This window comes from Rhizobium herbae (assembly GCF_017873135.1).
Lineage (GTDB): Bacteria > Pseudomonadota > Alphaproteobacteria > Rhizobiales > Rhizobiaceae > Pararhizobium > Pararhizobium herbae.
Map to the genome: position 1 here is coordinate 58,521 of NZ_JAGGJV010000011.1, position 15,174 is coordinate 73,694.

General features: G+C 56.7%; 8 protein-coding genes. 6 read left to right on the forward strand and 2 right to left on the reverse strand.

The window, feature by feature from the left end:
- Positions 1-600: 600 nt before the first annotated feature.
- Entirely contained in the window at positions 601-2,151 is a 1,551-nt protein-coding gene (locus J2Z75_RS25120; RefSeq protein ID WP_209856007.1) for a pentapeptide repeat-containing protein, read from the reverse strand.
- A 502-nt stretch (positions 2,152-2,653) separates the two neighbouring features.
- Here J2Z75_RS25120 and J2Z75_RS25125 point away from each other — a divergent pair.
- From J2Z75_RS25125 to J2Z75_RS25135, 3 genes are all read left to right on the forward strand, one after another.
- Positions 2,654-2,869: a hypothetical protein gene (locus J2Z75_RS25125; protein WP_209856010.1), complete on the forward strand. Its 216-nt coding sequence runs from the start codon at positions 2,654-2,656 to the stop codon at positions 2,867-2,869.
- 136 nt (positions 2,870-3,005) lie between these two features.
- Positions 3,006-3,419: a hypothetical protein gene (locus J2Z75_RS25130; RefSeq protein WP_209856013.1), complete on the forward strand. Its 414-nt coding sequence runs from the start codon at positions 3,006-3,008 to the stop codon at positions 3,417-3,419.
- Positions 3,420-3,477: 58 nt separating this feature from the next.
- Positions 3,478-5,709, forward strand: a complete 2,232-nt coding sequence (locus J2Z75_RS25135) for a hypothetical protein (protein ID WP_209856016.1) — start codon at positions 3,478-3,480, stop codon at positions 5,707-5,709.
- Positions 5,710-5,773: 64 nt separating this feature from the next.
- Here J2Z75_RS25135 and J2Z75_RS25140 read toward each other — a convergent pair whose 3' ends face one another.
- Positions 5,774-9,928, reverse strand: a complete 4,155-nt coding sequence (locus J2Z75_RS25140; RefSeq protein ID WP_209856019.1) for a hypothetical protein — start codon at positions 9,926-9,928, stop codon at positions 5,774-5,776.
- Positions 9,929-10,197: 269 nt separating this feature from the next.
- Here J2Z75_RS25140 and J2Z75_RS25145 point away from each other — a divergent pair, with 269 nt between their 5' ends.
- From J2Z75_RS25145 to J2Z75_RS25155, 3 genes are read left to right on the forward strand one after another with little or no spacing between them, the layout of a single operon-like run.
- Positions 10,198-12,330 (forward strand): AAA family ATPase, encoded by a 2,133-nt coding sequence (locus J2Z75_RS25145; RefSeq protein ID WP_209856022.1) that lies wholly within the window; start codon positions 10,198-10,200, stop codon positions 12,328-12,330.
- Positions 12,330-13,319, forward strand: coding sequence for an HNH endonuclease family protein (locus tag J2Z75_RS25150; protein WP_209856025.1), 990 nt, complete (start codon positions 12,330-12,332; stop codon positions 13,317-13,319). The genes J2Z75_RS25145 and J2Z75_RS25150 overlap by 1 nt, the downstream gene beginning before the upstream one ends.
- A 15-nt stretch (positions 13,320-13,334) precedes the next feature.
- Positions 13,335-15,029, forward strand: coding sequence for a patatin-like phospholipase family protein (locus tag J2Z75_RS25155; RefSeq protein WP_209856029.1), 1,695 nt, complete (start codon positions 13,335-13,337; stop codon positions 15,027-15,029).
- The last annotated feature ends 145 nt before the right edge of the window (positions 15,030-15,174 follow it).

Consider the following 15,174-nt stretch of genomic DNA (forward strand, 5'->3'; position numbering starts at 1 on the left):
AATGACGTGAACGTATAGGGAACATAATGGCCGTTGTCGAGACCAAGCGTAGAGCGCACCATCAACAGTCGTGCACCGTTTATTGCCGACTACAAAGATTCCCAATCTGCTTTAACGCAGATATCGAAGGCTAGCGATTGATTGCCCAACCCTCGCCTCACTGATCATCTCGTTTATGCGGCACCGGATCTAAAGAGCGTGACGCAACGGCTCGAGTGGTCGCCGGACTCGCCCGCCTTTACCACCGGCAATGGCAATTCCGAGTTCGATTACGTCGCCCGCTTGGTTGAATAATTGCCGTGCGCTGTTTGCAAGGGCAAACTCAGATGTTCATCGTACCCTGCCCCGCAGGCGCCAACATGCTCGCAATGGTCGCCTTGATGGGAGTCGAACCGTGAGCGCGGCACTTTAATTCACAAGCTACTAAGAAATAACGACTTTCTAGTCGTACAGTTCGTTTTGGAAGTTCGGATATGCTTCAAGCCTAAACCGGCGCCTGTTCTCGTCGGGGTGCCAGAGCAAAGTGCGGTGCTTATGGAAAGATCATGTGCCGCACCGAAACACATCACGTCCGTCACCGTGGACCATTTGAACGCGTTGTCAAACAGGGCATTCCTTAAAGGGTAAATACTCAAGTTGAGTGGTCGAGGGGTCGCCATACAGTGACTGCGTTCCTGTCTTAAGGTCGAAGATCAGCACCGCTTCTTGCCTCTTAACACTCTCAGATTCCGTCACAGTTTCAATCAGTAAACCATAAGATGACGCGTTGTCGGCCAACGTAGGGCCTTGGTTGGGCGTGGCTACATCACTTGCCAACTTGAGAGTCCCGCACACGCGAGCGAAAATATTCGGGTGACCTGCCTTCTGATAAAGCCGAATCCCTGATAGCAGATTGTCGTCAGAAAGGCGCGGAATAAAGAACAGTGGTGCATCGCCGTCGCGGTTGTAGACCTGGATTCGGGCCCCTTCAAAATCGCTCTTTCTAATGCTGGCGTTGCTGAAGCGCACATTTGTCAAATCAGCATTGCGAAACGTGACAGCCGTGAGATCTGAGCCGGTAAAGCTTGCGCCAGGAAGGCGGGATCCCGTGAGGTTCACTTCGTTTAAGCGGATTCCCGAGAGAAACGCGCCGGGAATATCCGAGTAAGTAAAATCGCCCCCGGCGGTTTGGATTGCGCTTAGATCGACTCCTGCAGCGTGGAGTGAGACGAGAAGTTGACCGCGCTCGGGACTGGCCGGCGCGCAATTTAATTGCGCGGCAGTCGAAAGGCTGGTGCCCGACAGCATATCAACCCAGTGAGCAAAAGCAGCTAGCAGCCCATCCGAGGCTTTACGAGTTCCCAAGGGATGATTTGCATAAACCCCTGCGATAAGAGTTTTCGCGCTATCCGCGGGCACGCCGTCATGCGATCCTCGCGGGCCTCTTCCGATCATATTTCCGAGGAGGCTATTATATGCCTCGCTAAGCGCGGGAGATGCGGTATCCTGCGGGCATTGGCCTGGCTCTGCACCCTCAACGGTTAGATATCGATACGGGCGCAATGCTTGGGTAAGGGCCGCAATTCTGCCCAGAGTAGCCTGCGATGGCACGAAAACCGGCTGCGGTTCTTCGGCGACAGGTTGCCGAAAACAGCTTCGCTTTCGAGTATCAGAACAGTAATTGTCAGCGGTCCGTTCGGTGGCTTGCTTTTCCTTGTCAATCTGCTCGAAGATCGCGGTTATCTCGACGACCAAGCTCGCGCGACGTTGTGCCTCAGCAAGCAGATTTTGAATTTCAACTTTATCGTTTTGTATGGCAAGTAGCCGCGACTGTTGGAACGTGACCAAGAGAGTCAGAATCGCCACCAGCCCCACCGCTGCAGTGCCGCCTGAGGGGACAAGACACCAAACAAATGCGGTCAGTGCCGGTGACAATAGGCGCCACCTTTCGTCTCCGGACCGCATGAAGATGACTTCGCTTAAATTTTTCACAGATGCTACCAGCCGATGCTCCTGCCCCATCAATGCGGCTTCGTGATCAATTCGCGACTTCATTATTTCTGCTTCGATCCGGTTGAGCCGAGATTCGAGTGCAGTGTCATCTGAATGTGCGATGGTCTCAAGAGTAGAAACGGATGCTGCCTGGCTGGGATCGATGTTGGGATCGGTCAAGTTTTGCCCCCTGGGCCGACAGCTATTAGCCCCAGTATTGCGCGATATTGTTCGATCCAGTCAATAAAGAGCCTTAGACAACTGGCCAGCGTCCATTCTCTTCAGCCACAAACCCAAGCTTGGCAGCGAAACCCTTCACATAATTCCGAGTTATGTGAATTCAACTCCGTTATGGTTAGCCTAATGGCTCCAATATGCAACCGCATTTTCAGTCGGCAGCAAGGGAGTGGCATGTCACAATACGAAGCCTCGAACGATAGGGCCATACATTGCGAAATTTCCGCCTTTCCTCTCCCGAAATTGCTCATGCGATGGACGCCTTGATAACTGTCGCCGCAGCCGGGGGGGAAGGAGACGGTTCCCATATCGCAGTTCATAGCACATAACTCGGCCGGCTGCGCTGGAAGGACAGTGCTTTGCGCTGGCGCCCAGCGCCCTGGTTTCGAAGACGATGATCGAGATGCTGGCCGATAGTCCTTCTACTGGAAGGCGGGGGTTCACAATGATCTTTGGTCCCGATGGCGCACCCTTGACCTCGACCATTCCAGAGAAACAGGAGGGCATTATGTATGTCGATCTCGGCCTCGTCGGCATCGCCAAGGCTGCTTACGATCCGGTTGGCCATTATTCTCGTCCCGATGTCTTGCGTTTGATGTTCAACAAATCACGCCACGAACGCGTCCAGCAGTTCGAGCCCGACTATGCGAGCGTCGATTGATCTTTAGATCGGTGGACGGCGACGTCATAATCCCAGGCGGGCTTGATCGGCAGCAAATATTGACGTTATGGTTGTGTCGGTGCAGGCGCCGGCGGGGGCATCAAGATCGGTTCGACCGGACTTACAGGAAAATGGAATGATTTTCTTTTCTGGAATTCGAGCAACTGCTGACGCCTTCTCGTCACAATCCCGGTCAAAGGATCCTCAGGTCAATGACGCGGCCCAATTCCTGATCGAACTCGGACATGGCTCGGGCTTGGGATTTTTCGGGCGTAAGGCGACGCCCGATGCAGTCACCACTGCAATTGGACTGCTGCGCGAGCATGGACGCAAGCTCACGCATGAGCAGACCGTTGAAGTCGTCGGCCTCCTTCAAAAGCTCGATGAGACACGCGCGATCAGGCGGCGCTTCGTCGTGCAGGTTCTCGTGACGGCAGCGACCCTGGCGGTCGCCCTGTCCGTCGTGTTCAACATCGTAGACGCCTCAGATGATCTCAAGAAAGTAGGGTACGGGCTGCTGGGGACGATCATTGGATATTGGCTCAAATAGCACTATAGCGCCGGTTCCGGGACCGCCGCCTGCTGCCAGCACGTCCGGGCTGCTGCTCATGGCGCTGCTTGCGGCAGCCGCTTCGTGGTTTGTCTACCTGATGCCCTACGGAGCCTTCGGCCGCGTTTTTGGCGGGAGTGTTCTTGATACTCTCGCAACACTTGCTTCCGTGGCTGCCCCTTTCGCAATCATTGTCATCGCTGCCGCAATTCTTGGAATTCAGCGCCGCCGCGACCTCGCCCTGCTTCGCCATGCTTCGGTGCAGCCAATTGCGCCGGAGAACATTTGGCTCGCGGACCAATTCAGGCAATTCGGGGTGCAGATAGCAGTCCTTGGCGATGTGGTAAGCGTTGTAGATCCCGGTGGTCCGGTCTTGTCGTCGCCACGTCTCGTGGCCACTGGGCTGGGTCAGAACCGAGAATTTTCTATCGTGGTTCCGGCCTTGGCGTACCTGCGCCTGACCGGCGACCGCGGAGCGCTGGACGCCGTCTTGGCGCACGAATATCGCCACATCCTGGGGCGCGATCTATTTTGGTTCGTAGCCTTTGAGCGACTCCTGCAGGTCACGCTTTGGATTGTCCCCATGGTCGTTCTGCTCAACGTCGCTTCGTCGACATTGTATGACGTCGACGCTGGGCAGAAGCTGTTGTCCGCGCTCTCCGCTTCGCTCCTCGGCAAGAGTTCCATCGTCGTCTTGCCCGTTCTCGTGGCGATTTCAATTGCGGTTCTCAACGTCGCTGTCGCCTATCGCGAGGCCGCTGCCGATCACTTCGCAAGATGGGTCGGCGGGTCGGAGGCGCTTGTGCGCGCAGAGCATCTGCTTTCGGGCGGGACTGTCGTCAGCCGGCCCTGGCGCGGCATGTCTGTCGAAAAGATGCGTGCCGACTGGCGTCTGGTTGCGTTGTTCGGGTTTGCGCTTGGGTCCTTCACGAGCTTGATTTCAGGCCCTCTTGCCTATTGGCAAAGTGTCTTGCCGCAGGGTCTGCTTTCCCAAGGCTTGGCGCTTGGCTATGCGCTCGCAGCCGTAGCGATCCCATATGTGGGGGCATTCGCGGTCGGTCGCGTCGTGCTTAGACAGTCACCTAGCGGCATCCTCGGGGCCGCCTCGACGGATATCGGCGTTTTACTCCTGTTTGCCGGCATGGTCGCCGCTGGCTACACCCTGCCGCAAACAGTGCCGGGAATGCTCACGAGCATCCCCCTCCTTGACGACTACCCCAACCTCTTTCGCAGTGACCCATGGCGATTGTTGCTGTCTTCGATTGCCGAGAGCGGCATCATTGCCATCTGCACCACAAGCGCCGGCGCTCTGTTTGCGGCCGCTTCGATGGGCGGGAGGGCGGGATGGTGGTTCGCAGCGGGAACTGCGACCGTGCTTGCGGGGATCGTCGAACCTGTCGTGACGAACGGCTATTTCCTTGGGCTCGCGTGCTTCTTGCCGGGATCGATTTTTTGCCTGCTCGCCATCCGGCGGTGGCGTGCCCAGTTGCGGCCCGGGTCCTGGTCTTTGCTCAGCCGCGCTCTGGTGGCGGCAATCGCTTGTATTATAGCCGCATCCTGGTTTGGGCTGGGTGGCCCAGGTTCGATTGCAATCTCCCTGCAAGCCCGGTCGAATGCGGCTGAAGCGAATGGCGATGGGACCGGCGCTGAGAAATTTGCGCTTGCGGCGACGTATTTTGCGTCGCTGACCGGCACAAGCCATTTCAACCTGGGCAAACTTCAACTCGAGCGAGGCAAACCCTTTGGCGATGCAATTGAGAGTTTTGAGCGCGGTCTGGCTGCACCATTCCTTTCCGATTGGCTCGAGTTGTTCAGCGCCCACACATTGGCAGCTACGGGCTATCTGGAACGACGTGAAGCGGATGACTGGGACAGAGCTGATAAACATCTGGCCACTGCGCGAGAAATGTGGCGGCGCAGCGTGCGGCTGGATCTCCAGGACGCAGTGGTCGTCCAATACAACAGTGCGGTGATAGAATGCAATCGCACGTCGCCAGATGTGCTTGCAGGATTGGTTTTCGTGGCTGAGGCAGCGGCACTGGCGAGCAAGATCGCTGAGCCGCAAGCAGTTGGAGTGGCGCAGATCGCGTTGACGGACGGCGACTTGCTACCGCTCGATTTGAATGCGCCTACAAAGATTAAGGCTGAAACCTTGTCGGCTTTTGGCCAGGTTCGCGGTCGCTTTCAGGAGGCCGTGGATCAGGCTCTCGCTCGCGGAATGCCCCGCGACCAGGCAATCGACTTTCTACGGTCAATGGTCCAGCGCACCGCAGCGACTGGTCCGCATTAGCGTGACCCGAGGTGCCTGTCAGCCGTCAGTTGAAGTATGTCAGAAAGCTTTCTGTGCTGCCCGATCACTCAACCTCCGCTGACTCGGCGAAACGCCTCTTCCTGTTTGAACGAACTGGGAAAACACGGTAGGAACTATTTGCGGCCACAAACCGCGTGGGCGCTCCATTCATGCCGAAAAGCTGTCCCGTTCGGCTTTCGATCTGGTTGCGCTCATGAAGTTCTATGCGAGCCGCAAATAATTGGCCGATCTCGCCAACTGCGCCAAGGTCCGGCAGATCGAGAAGCTGACCTGACGCGGCGTCGAAAAACGTCTCCTCAAGTTCCTTGCGCTCGTTCGGAACCGCACTGACCCACGCTTTTATTGAAGCTTCAGCAATCCTACGCTCATCTTCAATCGCAGTCGCAAAGCGTTCTATCCGGGCGAAGCCAAATTCTTCTGGCAAGCTGGCTGATTTTAAGCGCGCCATCGCTTGGAGTGTGCGAGCTCTAGCGACGCGAGCCGGCCTCTCGCTCGACCTTTCGTTTTCGCAAAGTTTTTCAAGCCAGTCGCGCCAAGCTCCTTTCGCTGAGCGGGCAATCAAGCAGAGTGTTGCATCATCATTCGCCAGAAGAACCATATTGGTCATCACCCCAGCGAGCGCCGCGTCACATGGAAGCATGAATGCAGCTTCCACGAGACGTTCTGGGAGCAGCACGGCGTCATCAGCGTCGGCATTCACATCTGCAAGATGTGCGATTAACCGATCGAGCCCTGTTGCCGCAGCGGCAATGTCGCAAACTCCAATGCCGACTATGAGACCGGACAGAAACTCTATGAGCGATTCATCTCCCCAGAAGGCAGTGCGCACATCCATCAAATCCGAGAACCACTTTATCGCCAATGCAGGGTCAGCCCGTGCAATACGGTGTGCCGCCGTGATCGACATCTCCAATGTTGCGAGTGCCAAGCGGCGATCCGATCCCTTTGGATCAAGGTAATTGCCGGAAGCAGTGCGACCGGTCGGGTACCAATTTTGCGGGATGTCGTCCCTGCATTGCCCGACATGCGTATCAAAATCGTGCAAAACTGCCGGCAGATCGTTCGAGGGAACGGTGTCAATCGCGTCGCAGAGGATCGTCGCGACGATCCGGTCGCGCAGTCGATGATAACCGCCCTCGACCGAACAAAAAGGAAGAAGTGCTGTTGCGGCGTGCATGCTGACGACAGTGTTTGTTTCGAGTTCAGGCAGCCAGCCGGATTGCTCCAGCCATTGAGCGACAGCGAAACTTTTACTCCTGCCGAGGAATTGTGCGACGTCCGCCCGCAGCTCAGGTACACGATCATTGTCGACGAGAACCGCCACCAGCGCTCTTGCGGTTTGTTCTGAAAGATCGAATTTTGATAAGCCAAAATAATTCAGCCATCCGAGGGTGTTACCGAGTTGTTTCTCGTCGCCTAGCGTATTTGCGAGCAACTCGTCGATCGCACTCTCTGGCAATGCGAAACCATATCTGAGCTCATAATTGGTCGGCGATGATGGAGGAGGACTCCTTAGGAATACCGTCCGCAGAAATCCTACCCGCTTTTCCAATGGAAGTGCCACGAGCCTATTTTCCAGCAGTTCGACATGGAAAAGATGAACCTCCTGAACCTGCGGATTCCACCGGCGCTCTAAGAGACGAGGCAGATGCTCGTCAAGCCCCAACCAGTCCTCTCCCAGAGACGGCGGCATGGCAGGAACATGCCCCCGTTCCTCTGCATCCGTCCAAGGATAGTCGCCCGCTTCATCAATGTCGTCCTCGCGGTGCAACCCTCCATCGCCAGAAGAAGCGATTTCGCGATCGAGATCCTGTTTCAGCAGCGTCTCGATAGAGAGCGGATCATCATGCTCGTTGTCGAGTTCCTCGCTGTTGTCCAGAAACTCCGCATCACCGTCGATATCGAGTGGCGATACTGGCGACCGGCTCGCCTCATCGAGAAACATCAACCAAAAAGAAAGATCGGCGTAGCCATCCGGGTCTTGGCGTTCGCGCAATAGCTTTCCGAAAGGGGCGAGATTGTGCCCGGCCAGAATGTGGATCGCCGTTGTGACCAGCTCGTTCGGCGACTCGTCTCCCAGCCAGGACCTTACCGCATCAACGATGCAGGCCTGGTCCGTGCCTGCGCCGTGAGCCGTTCGCAATGCTTCGACCAGCCACGGATCGCGGTCTTCCATTTCTTCCACCGCCTCGACAAAGATCGCAGGATCGGCGCAGGCAGCCACGTAAACCATGCCCCGTACGGTCGGTGCCACATCATGGTTTCGGGCGTTGCGAAGATGGAGAAGATAAACGAGGCAGGCCACTGAAACTGAGGGATTGCGATTAGATTGCAGGCAGGAAGCGAGCAGCGCGGTCGCCACGATGACGCCGGCCGAGTCCGTGTCGGCCATCGGATCGATATCTTCGCCAAGCTGAATTTCAACCGCTTGACGGTTATCTTCTAACGACATGGCCCGGTCGGTAACCTCGACCAGGCGCCTCTGTAAGGACAGACCGAGCACATAGTTCAGCCGGTTTGACGCGATGCGCCATTCCCTGCTGTCATCGCGGTCTCCAGGACTGAAAAAGTCTGACGAGAGCACGTCCTGCAGATCGTGAACAGCATGTTCGACGCCAGCAAAGCGCGCGGCCTCTTGTGAAGCTTTGACATCGATATACAGGGTCCGCTCGCCCTTTAGGAGCCTCAGATTGCTCCATGCGTCGCGCACATGAGCTTTGAGAAGGCTTGCAAACTCATCCGTTTCGATTTGTTTGCCAGCATCTTCTTCCTGTCGATGCCGCCAGTATTCCCAGAAAATTCTCTCCCGTGTCACCGGTGCGCCAGCGAGTGCATTCAAGAGTCCCGCAGCTATTCTGAACAGACGAGGATTGCGAAGGTCCTTCGCGGTTTCCGCATCGAAGGCACTCGCATCAACCCCCTGCCGCGTGCACGCTGCCTTGAATTCGGTTTCGCTGAATCCGAAAACGTCAAAATCAGAGTAGCCGACGGCCTGTTTTTGCAAGATCCGCGCCAGCTGCGGCCAGGGCGAGGCTCTGGTTGTCACTAAAATAGGCGGGTCGCTTGAAAGCGACAGAAGGTTGCGGAGGCCGGAAATGGCAGAGCCCCAATGAGCGCCATCTCGTTCGTTAAATCCGTCGAGGATGACAATAGGGCTGAATTTGTCCGAGCGGGCTTGGCGCAAGGCCGTCAAAAGTTTAGCGACATACCGCTCGTCGCGAAGGCGCGGGTCACAGTCCTTGACGAGCGCAATGGAGCGCAACACACTTTCGACCAATAGTTTCGTGTGACCCCAGTCCCCTGTCGCCGCAAGCTGGAACATATTGCTCGAGATGAAGAGCATGGGCCTGTCCGGCCAACGCTCTACGACATAACGAACGATAGCCCAAGTCTTCCCGACGCCTTCCGGCCCGACAATTGCAAGCACATGATTGCCATTGTCTTCGGCGTTTGCGAGGCTTCGGTCCAGCCGCGTGTTCAGCTCGGGGCGTGAAATGGCGCCCGCAGACGGGGCATAGAAATCGATCCTTTGACCGAAAAGCGCCTTTGAGCTATCGCCGGACTCGTCCGAGAGAGCCGAATTCACTGCATGTACGAGCGTCCGGCGCAATGCATCCGTAAGTGCAAGACCTCGGCCCAGATCTTGAATTTCCCTGCCGACGCGTTCGAGGGTTTTTGCCTGCGATCGGACCTCGGCCAACGCGACGGAAATGTCCTTCCATGCCGCGGGGGCGTTCTCCTCAAACCAATGTAGTGCGACACTCTCATGCTGGTGGACAAGTGCCAATAACCGCGGGCAATCCGCCGGCGCCCAATCTACAATGCCAATTTCGAGCTTGGCCTGTGCGGCCACCTTTTCTAACCGCGCGACTTTCTGTTGGGCGAGTGTGTCGGTGGTTGCAAGGATCCAGAATTCAAGCTCGTGGCTGGCAGCCTTCGCCAGAACCGCTTCTCCAGCAAGTTCGCGCAGGTTCAATTTCTTCTGTCCGTAGCGTTTGGCTTCTGCGGCGACTGTTCCTGCACTCATGTCGCGGCCATCCTGTTCGCCGGAGGACGATAGTCGCAAACTCACGCCCAGGTGGGCCGACAGGAGGCGCTGGATGAATCCTTCAAATCCAGAGTCTCCGGTCTTCTCCAGGTTGACCAGAGCGTGACGCGCGTTGGCGAGAATGCTCGAACGTGAAACGACAATGCCCATTTAGCCTCCGGACCTAAGTTTCGATATATTGCCAACGCTAATAATCAGCGCAAGATTTATCTTTAAAGTTGCAATCGCAATGCTCGTTATACATGATCGAGTAACTAAGAATGGTGAGTGCGAGTTTGCGGGGCATCAGGGCTCAACTGACGGGATGAAGGAAAAGCCCGCTTACACAGGTTTTGATCTTGGGGTTGGCACTTCGGGTGAGCTGTGAGTGTGGCGGGAATGCCGGCTTCTGCAATCGACGCTATTGGTAAGGGGATGGCATGCGAACAGTGCAGAGGACATCAGCCGCGCCCCTTTCGCTGGGCGGTTCCCTGGCAATCGATAGACGACGCTCGTTCCTACAGTACCTGCGCCTGGACCCGGCAAAGCGTGAGCAGACCCGGGTTCCGATCATGGAATTCGACAACCGTGAGGTCCTGCGGGACCTGTCGCATGTCTTTCTCGGAAAATGCGCCTTCTGTGAACAGGCATCCAAGCCCATGTATGTTCATCGTTTCAGGCCGACAAACGATGCGGACCCGATCATCGGAGATGAGCAAGATGGCAGGAACCGTGACGCACATCTCTATTACGGTTGGCTCTCCGATGCATGGATAAATCTCTATCCCATATGCGGGGAATGTCGACCGAAGCGCGCCAACTATTTTCCAGTGTCCGGCCAGCGAATGCCGGTGCCCACCGCAGACGAGTATGAGCAATTTGTGGTGAGAGGCGACGGCACGTGGCCGGAACTCACAATCAACGAAAGTTCGCTCTTTCTCGATCCCTGCGGACCAGAAGAAATCTTTCGGCATCTCGTGCCGCTCGACGATGGTTCGCTGCAAGCTGCGAGCCTCATGGGCGAGGAGACGATCAGGCAATTCAACCTCAACAGGACGCGGCTGAAGAAGAAGCGAGAACAGGCTTTTGCGGACTACGCAGGGTTAAGAGGTGGCGGACCCAACGATACCAATGAATTTATTGGTCTTTGGCGAATCTTTTCGCGGCAGACCCCGGTTAGTGAGGCCGAGCAGGCCGAGATCAGCGCGTCCGCGAATATTGTCGAGGAGGACGATACGCCGACAAGACCGCGGCTGACGGAAATAACGCTGACAAATTTCAAGGCGATCGAGACATTGTCGATCAAGATGCCGGCGGCTCCCGAACCATCGGCGCGTTTGGCGCAAGCGCTGTTAATTCTCGGCGAAAACGCTGCCGGCAAGAGCTCGATCCTTGAAGCGATCGCGCTCGCTCTCGTGCACCCGGATGCCCGATCCGAGCTTGCTCCTAAACCCGATAGTTTCCGCCTGGACCCGAGCTTCATGGGTGCGCCAGAAATAAAGAAAAAGGCTACTGCTCGGGTACGGCTGCGCTACGATGGCAATCACGAATCCACGCTGACCATTCGCGGGAGCAGCTTTTCGCAGACCGGCTCTAGGCATCTCCCATTCGTATTCGGATATGGCGCCTATCGACACTATTTGAGCGATCTTCATCCATGGAGCCCATCACGCCCGGTCATAAGCCTGTTTCATTCGGACCGTCTGCTGACGAACCCGGAGGAATGGTTGTTCAGCCTATCTCCAACCGAGTTCCGGTCGGTCATGCAGGCGCTTGGCGCGATCTTTGGAGCGGGCGAGGAGGTGGACGTGATTTTCCGCGATCCGGTGACCAAGCGGTGTTTTGTCGAAATGCAGATAAATGCCGCCGGAAAGAAGAGCAGGACACCGCTCTCCAACGTGTCGTCAGGGTTTCGAACGATCCTAGCCCTTTCTTGCGACATCATGCGTTGGCTGATGGATCGAAGCGTCAATCCCCATTTCGTTTCCCTAGTCTCGTCGGAAGGGATCGTTCTCATCGACGAGGTCGAAGCCCATCTCCACCCGAGGTGGAAAATCCAGATCATGAAGGGTTTGAGAACGGCCCTCCCTTCCATGACCTTTATCGTCACCACGCATGACCCCTTATGTCTGAGAGGGATGCGAGATGGCGAGGTCGTTGTCCTGAGCAAGGTCGCCGACCAGCGGCCTGGGAGTGCCATTCCTGTCATGGTCGATCGGGTGATGAAATTGCCGGAGGTCTCGACGCTCACCATCGAGCAACTTCTGACATCCGATCTGTTCAGTCTGTTCTCCACGGACGATCCTAGATCGGAGGAAAGCATTGCGCAGCTTGGCGATTATCTCGCCAAGAATGACGGTAGGCCTCCGAGCGAGGAGGTGAAGATGGCGATGGATGCAATCCAACGAAAAGTCCTCGATGCGCTTCCGGTCGGGACCAGCGAAGTGGCTCGCCTCGTGCAGGATGCGATCTCCCTTTATCTTGCGAAGCGCGGCAAGTTGCCGGGACGTCGTCGCGAAAGCCTGCGCCAAAAAACGATCAACCGTATCCTCGCTGCGTTGGAGGGGGTGTGATGCGTCGCGTCGACCGCCTCTCCGTGCCGGCGCCGGACGTTCTTGTTGGGCCGAAAAGCCTGGGCTTGAAGGAACTCGAGAAAGCCAAGAAATTCTTCACCGCACAGGAAGTGGCAGAGGCTGCATTAAGGGCCAAGATAGCGGCAGACGCGGCAGCTGGAGTTGTACCCATAGCGCCCGTCTCGAAGAAAAAAGGCAAAAAGGATGGCTTTTCGTTCAGTGCCTATTCTGACGACGCCGTAAAATATGCGCTGGAGAAACTGTTCTTCGGCAAGTGTGCCTATTGCGAGACGCGATATGCCAGTCAGGCGCCGGTAGATGTCGAGCATTACCGGCCCAAAGGACGGATCGCTGACGTGGCGGACCACCCCGGATACTGGTGGCTGGCGATGGTGTGGGAGAACTTGCTCCCGAGCTGTATCGACTGTAATCGACGACGATGGCAACATCTCCCCGATGTGCCAAGCAGTCTGGAACAACTGTTGAAGTCTCCGTTAATCCAAGGCGGTATGATGCCGCTTGGAAAGCAGGATCTCTTTCCGGTCGCAGGAGAACGGGCGACAGCTTTACACCCGCTGATCGACGAAAAGCCGGACCTCCTCAACCCGTGTCTAGATGTGCCGGACGAACATCTGACGTTTTACATCGACCGTAAGAATCCCCTTGGCCTCGTCCTTCCCATATTGATCGACGGCGTACCCTCCAGGCGCGGCCTGACATCGATTCACGTCTATGGGCTCAATCGGTTGGCGTTGGTTCAGGAACGCACGCGGGTTTTGCGAACGCTCGAATTCCTTAGCGAACTGATCGATGAGATCGATGAAATCTCCGAGATCCTTCTCGCACGTCGTTCATCGAAGGACAAAAAGATGGGCACGCGCTTGAGCCTCCTGAGCGATCAGATCCTGGCAGAAATCAGAGGGATGGCGGAGCCTGAACGACCCTATTCGAGCCTGGTCAAAGCGTGGTCGAATATCTTGAAACCCTAGCCGACGGAGAGTGGAATGAGCACACCGGAACGAAGCTGCGATCTGGTCATGAAGGGCGGCATCACGAGTGGGGTTGTCTACCCGAAGGCGGTCGCCAGGCTGTCGAAAACCTATCGGTTTCGCAACATCGGTGGCACATCGGCCGGCGCCATCGCCGCTGTCGTCACGGCCGCCGCCGAGTACGGGCGAGACCAAGGAGGGTTCGAGAAAATCGAAGCGCTGCCGAAGGCACTGTCGGCGACGCTGCTTGAGAAGTTTCAGCCCATCCCCGAATTGCGACCGCTGTTCAATCTGCTGCTAGCCTTGCTTTCGAAGAAGCCGGCTTCAATCCTTGGCGCACTCTTCAGAGGTTATCCAATGGCGGCGTTGCTCGGCGCCGTCCCGGGGGTTTTTGTAGCACTGATGGCTCTCTTGTCTTGGCATTCCTGGTGGGCAGGGGCGTTATCCCTCAGCCTGCTGGTCTTGCTCCCGCCCCTCGCGTCCGCGATCGCGGCCGTGCTACAGGTCAGGAGTGGGCTGCCAGCAGCCGATTTCGGCATGTGCAATGGAATGACGCAACCCTACACGCCGGCCGGACACCCTGCCCTGACCGAATGGCTTGCGGACACCATCGACGCCGTCGCAGGCCGGGAGATAACCGGGTCGCCTCTCGGTGCTCAAGACCTTAAATCCCGAGAAATCATCGTGCAGACAGTGACGACGGATATCACCACCCATCGCCCCTATGTCCTTCCAATGGAAAACAATCTGCATTATTTCTCGCAGAAAGAGTTTCGGGGGCTGTTTCCGGCGCGTGTCGTCGATGCGATGCTGAGCACTCCTCGAGACGGGAGTGACGGGGATCTCCATCCGTTCAAGGTCGAAAATCTGCCGCTTGTGGTCCTGGCACGAATGAGCTTGAGTTTTCCGGGGCTGATTTCGGCCGTCCCTCTTCATCGTATGGATCACACTTTGATGGGCATTGACGAGCAGCAGCGCATGGTTCGCTGCGTGTTCTCCGACGGCGGGCTGTCCAGTAATTTTCCCGTTCATTTCTTTGACCAATTTCTCCCCTCGCGACCGACATTCGGGATTTCGCTCGGCGAATACAATCCGAAGCAGGAAAAACCAGGGACGAAAGGTGAGACCCGTGTCGTGCTTCCAACTGGCGCCGGACAGGGCCAACTTTTGCCAGTCTACAATTTCAGTGGGCTGTCTGGATTTGTTTTTGCGCTGTTCGACAGCGCCAAAGACTGGCAGGATTCGCTACAGTCTATTCTTGCCGGCTACCGGGAACGCATTGTCACTGTCAATCTGAAGAAGGAAGAAGGTGGGCTGAACCTCGAAATGCCGCCCGCGCGCATTACGCAGCTCACGGAGTTCGGGGATCAGGCCGGCGAACTCATCGCAGACCAGTTCTGCCTCAACGAACATAAATGGCGGCGATACCTGGTCGAGGTGCGCGCCCTTGACGAAATGCTGCAGGGTTTTGCCGATGCCTATGGCGAGCCTCCGGAACCGGGGTCACTCGACTATGCGACAATCGGGACCTCCTATCAGCCTCTTTCTTACGCGCAACTTTCAGCCAGGGAGCGGCAGGTGTTGGTTGAGCGCGCGGAAGCAATTGCTGCACTTGGACGCTCTTTCAAAGCCTTGCAGCAGCTCGACACCTTTCAGGCTCGCCTTCCGAAGAGCCGCAGCAGGATCCGCTCTGTGGCACGGATGGACTGAGGACACCGAACAGAAGGTCTCTGGACATGCATTGATGGCAGAACGGCGTGAGCGACCTGATGCCTGCACAACTCCAGTCGAGTACCTGCTTGGTGATGCGGCAACAGCCGCACCGGCAGCGAACTGGGCAGGTAATTCGCATCTC

What these genes read in the sequence shown, in the direction of transcription:
- J2Z75_RS25125 (WP_209856010.1), top strand. Translation starts at nt 2,654, where the DNA reads ATGATCTTTGGTCCCGATGGCGCACCCTTGACCTCGACCATTCCAGAG.
- J2Z75_RS25130 (WP_209856013.1), top strand. Translation starts at nt 3,006, where the DNA reads ATGATTTTCTTTTCTGGAATTCGAGCAACTGCTGACGCCTTCTCGTCA.
- J2Z75_RS25135 (WP_209856016.1), top strand. Translation starts at nt 3,478, where the DNA reads ATGGCGCTGCTTGCGGCAGCCGCTTCGTGGTTTGTCTACCTGATGCCC.
- J2Z75_RS25140 (WP_209856019.1), bottom strand. Translation starts at nt 9,928, where the DNA reads ATGGGCATTGTCGTTTCACGTTCGAGCATTCTCGCCAACGCGCGTCAC.
- J2Z75_RS25145 (WP_209856022.1), top strand. Translation starts at nt 10,198, where the DNA reads ATGCGAACAGTGCAGAGGACATCAGCCGCGCCCCTTTCGCTGGGCGGT.
- J2Z75_RS25150 (WP_209856025.1), top strand. Translation starts at nt 12,330, where the DNA reads ATGCGTCGCGTCGACCGCCTCTCCGTGCCGGCGCCGGACGTTCTTGTT.
- J2Z75_RS25155 (WP_209856029.1), top strand. Translation starts at nt 13,335, where the DNA reads ATGAGCACACCGGAACGAAGCTGCGATCTGGTCATGAAGGGCGGCATC.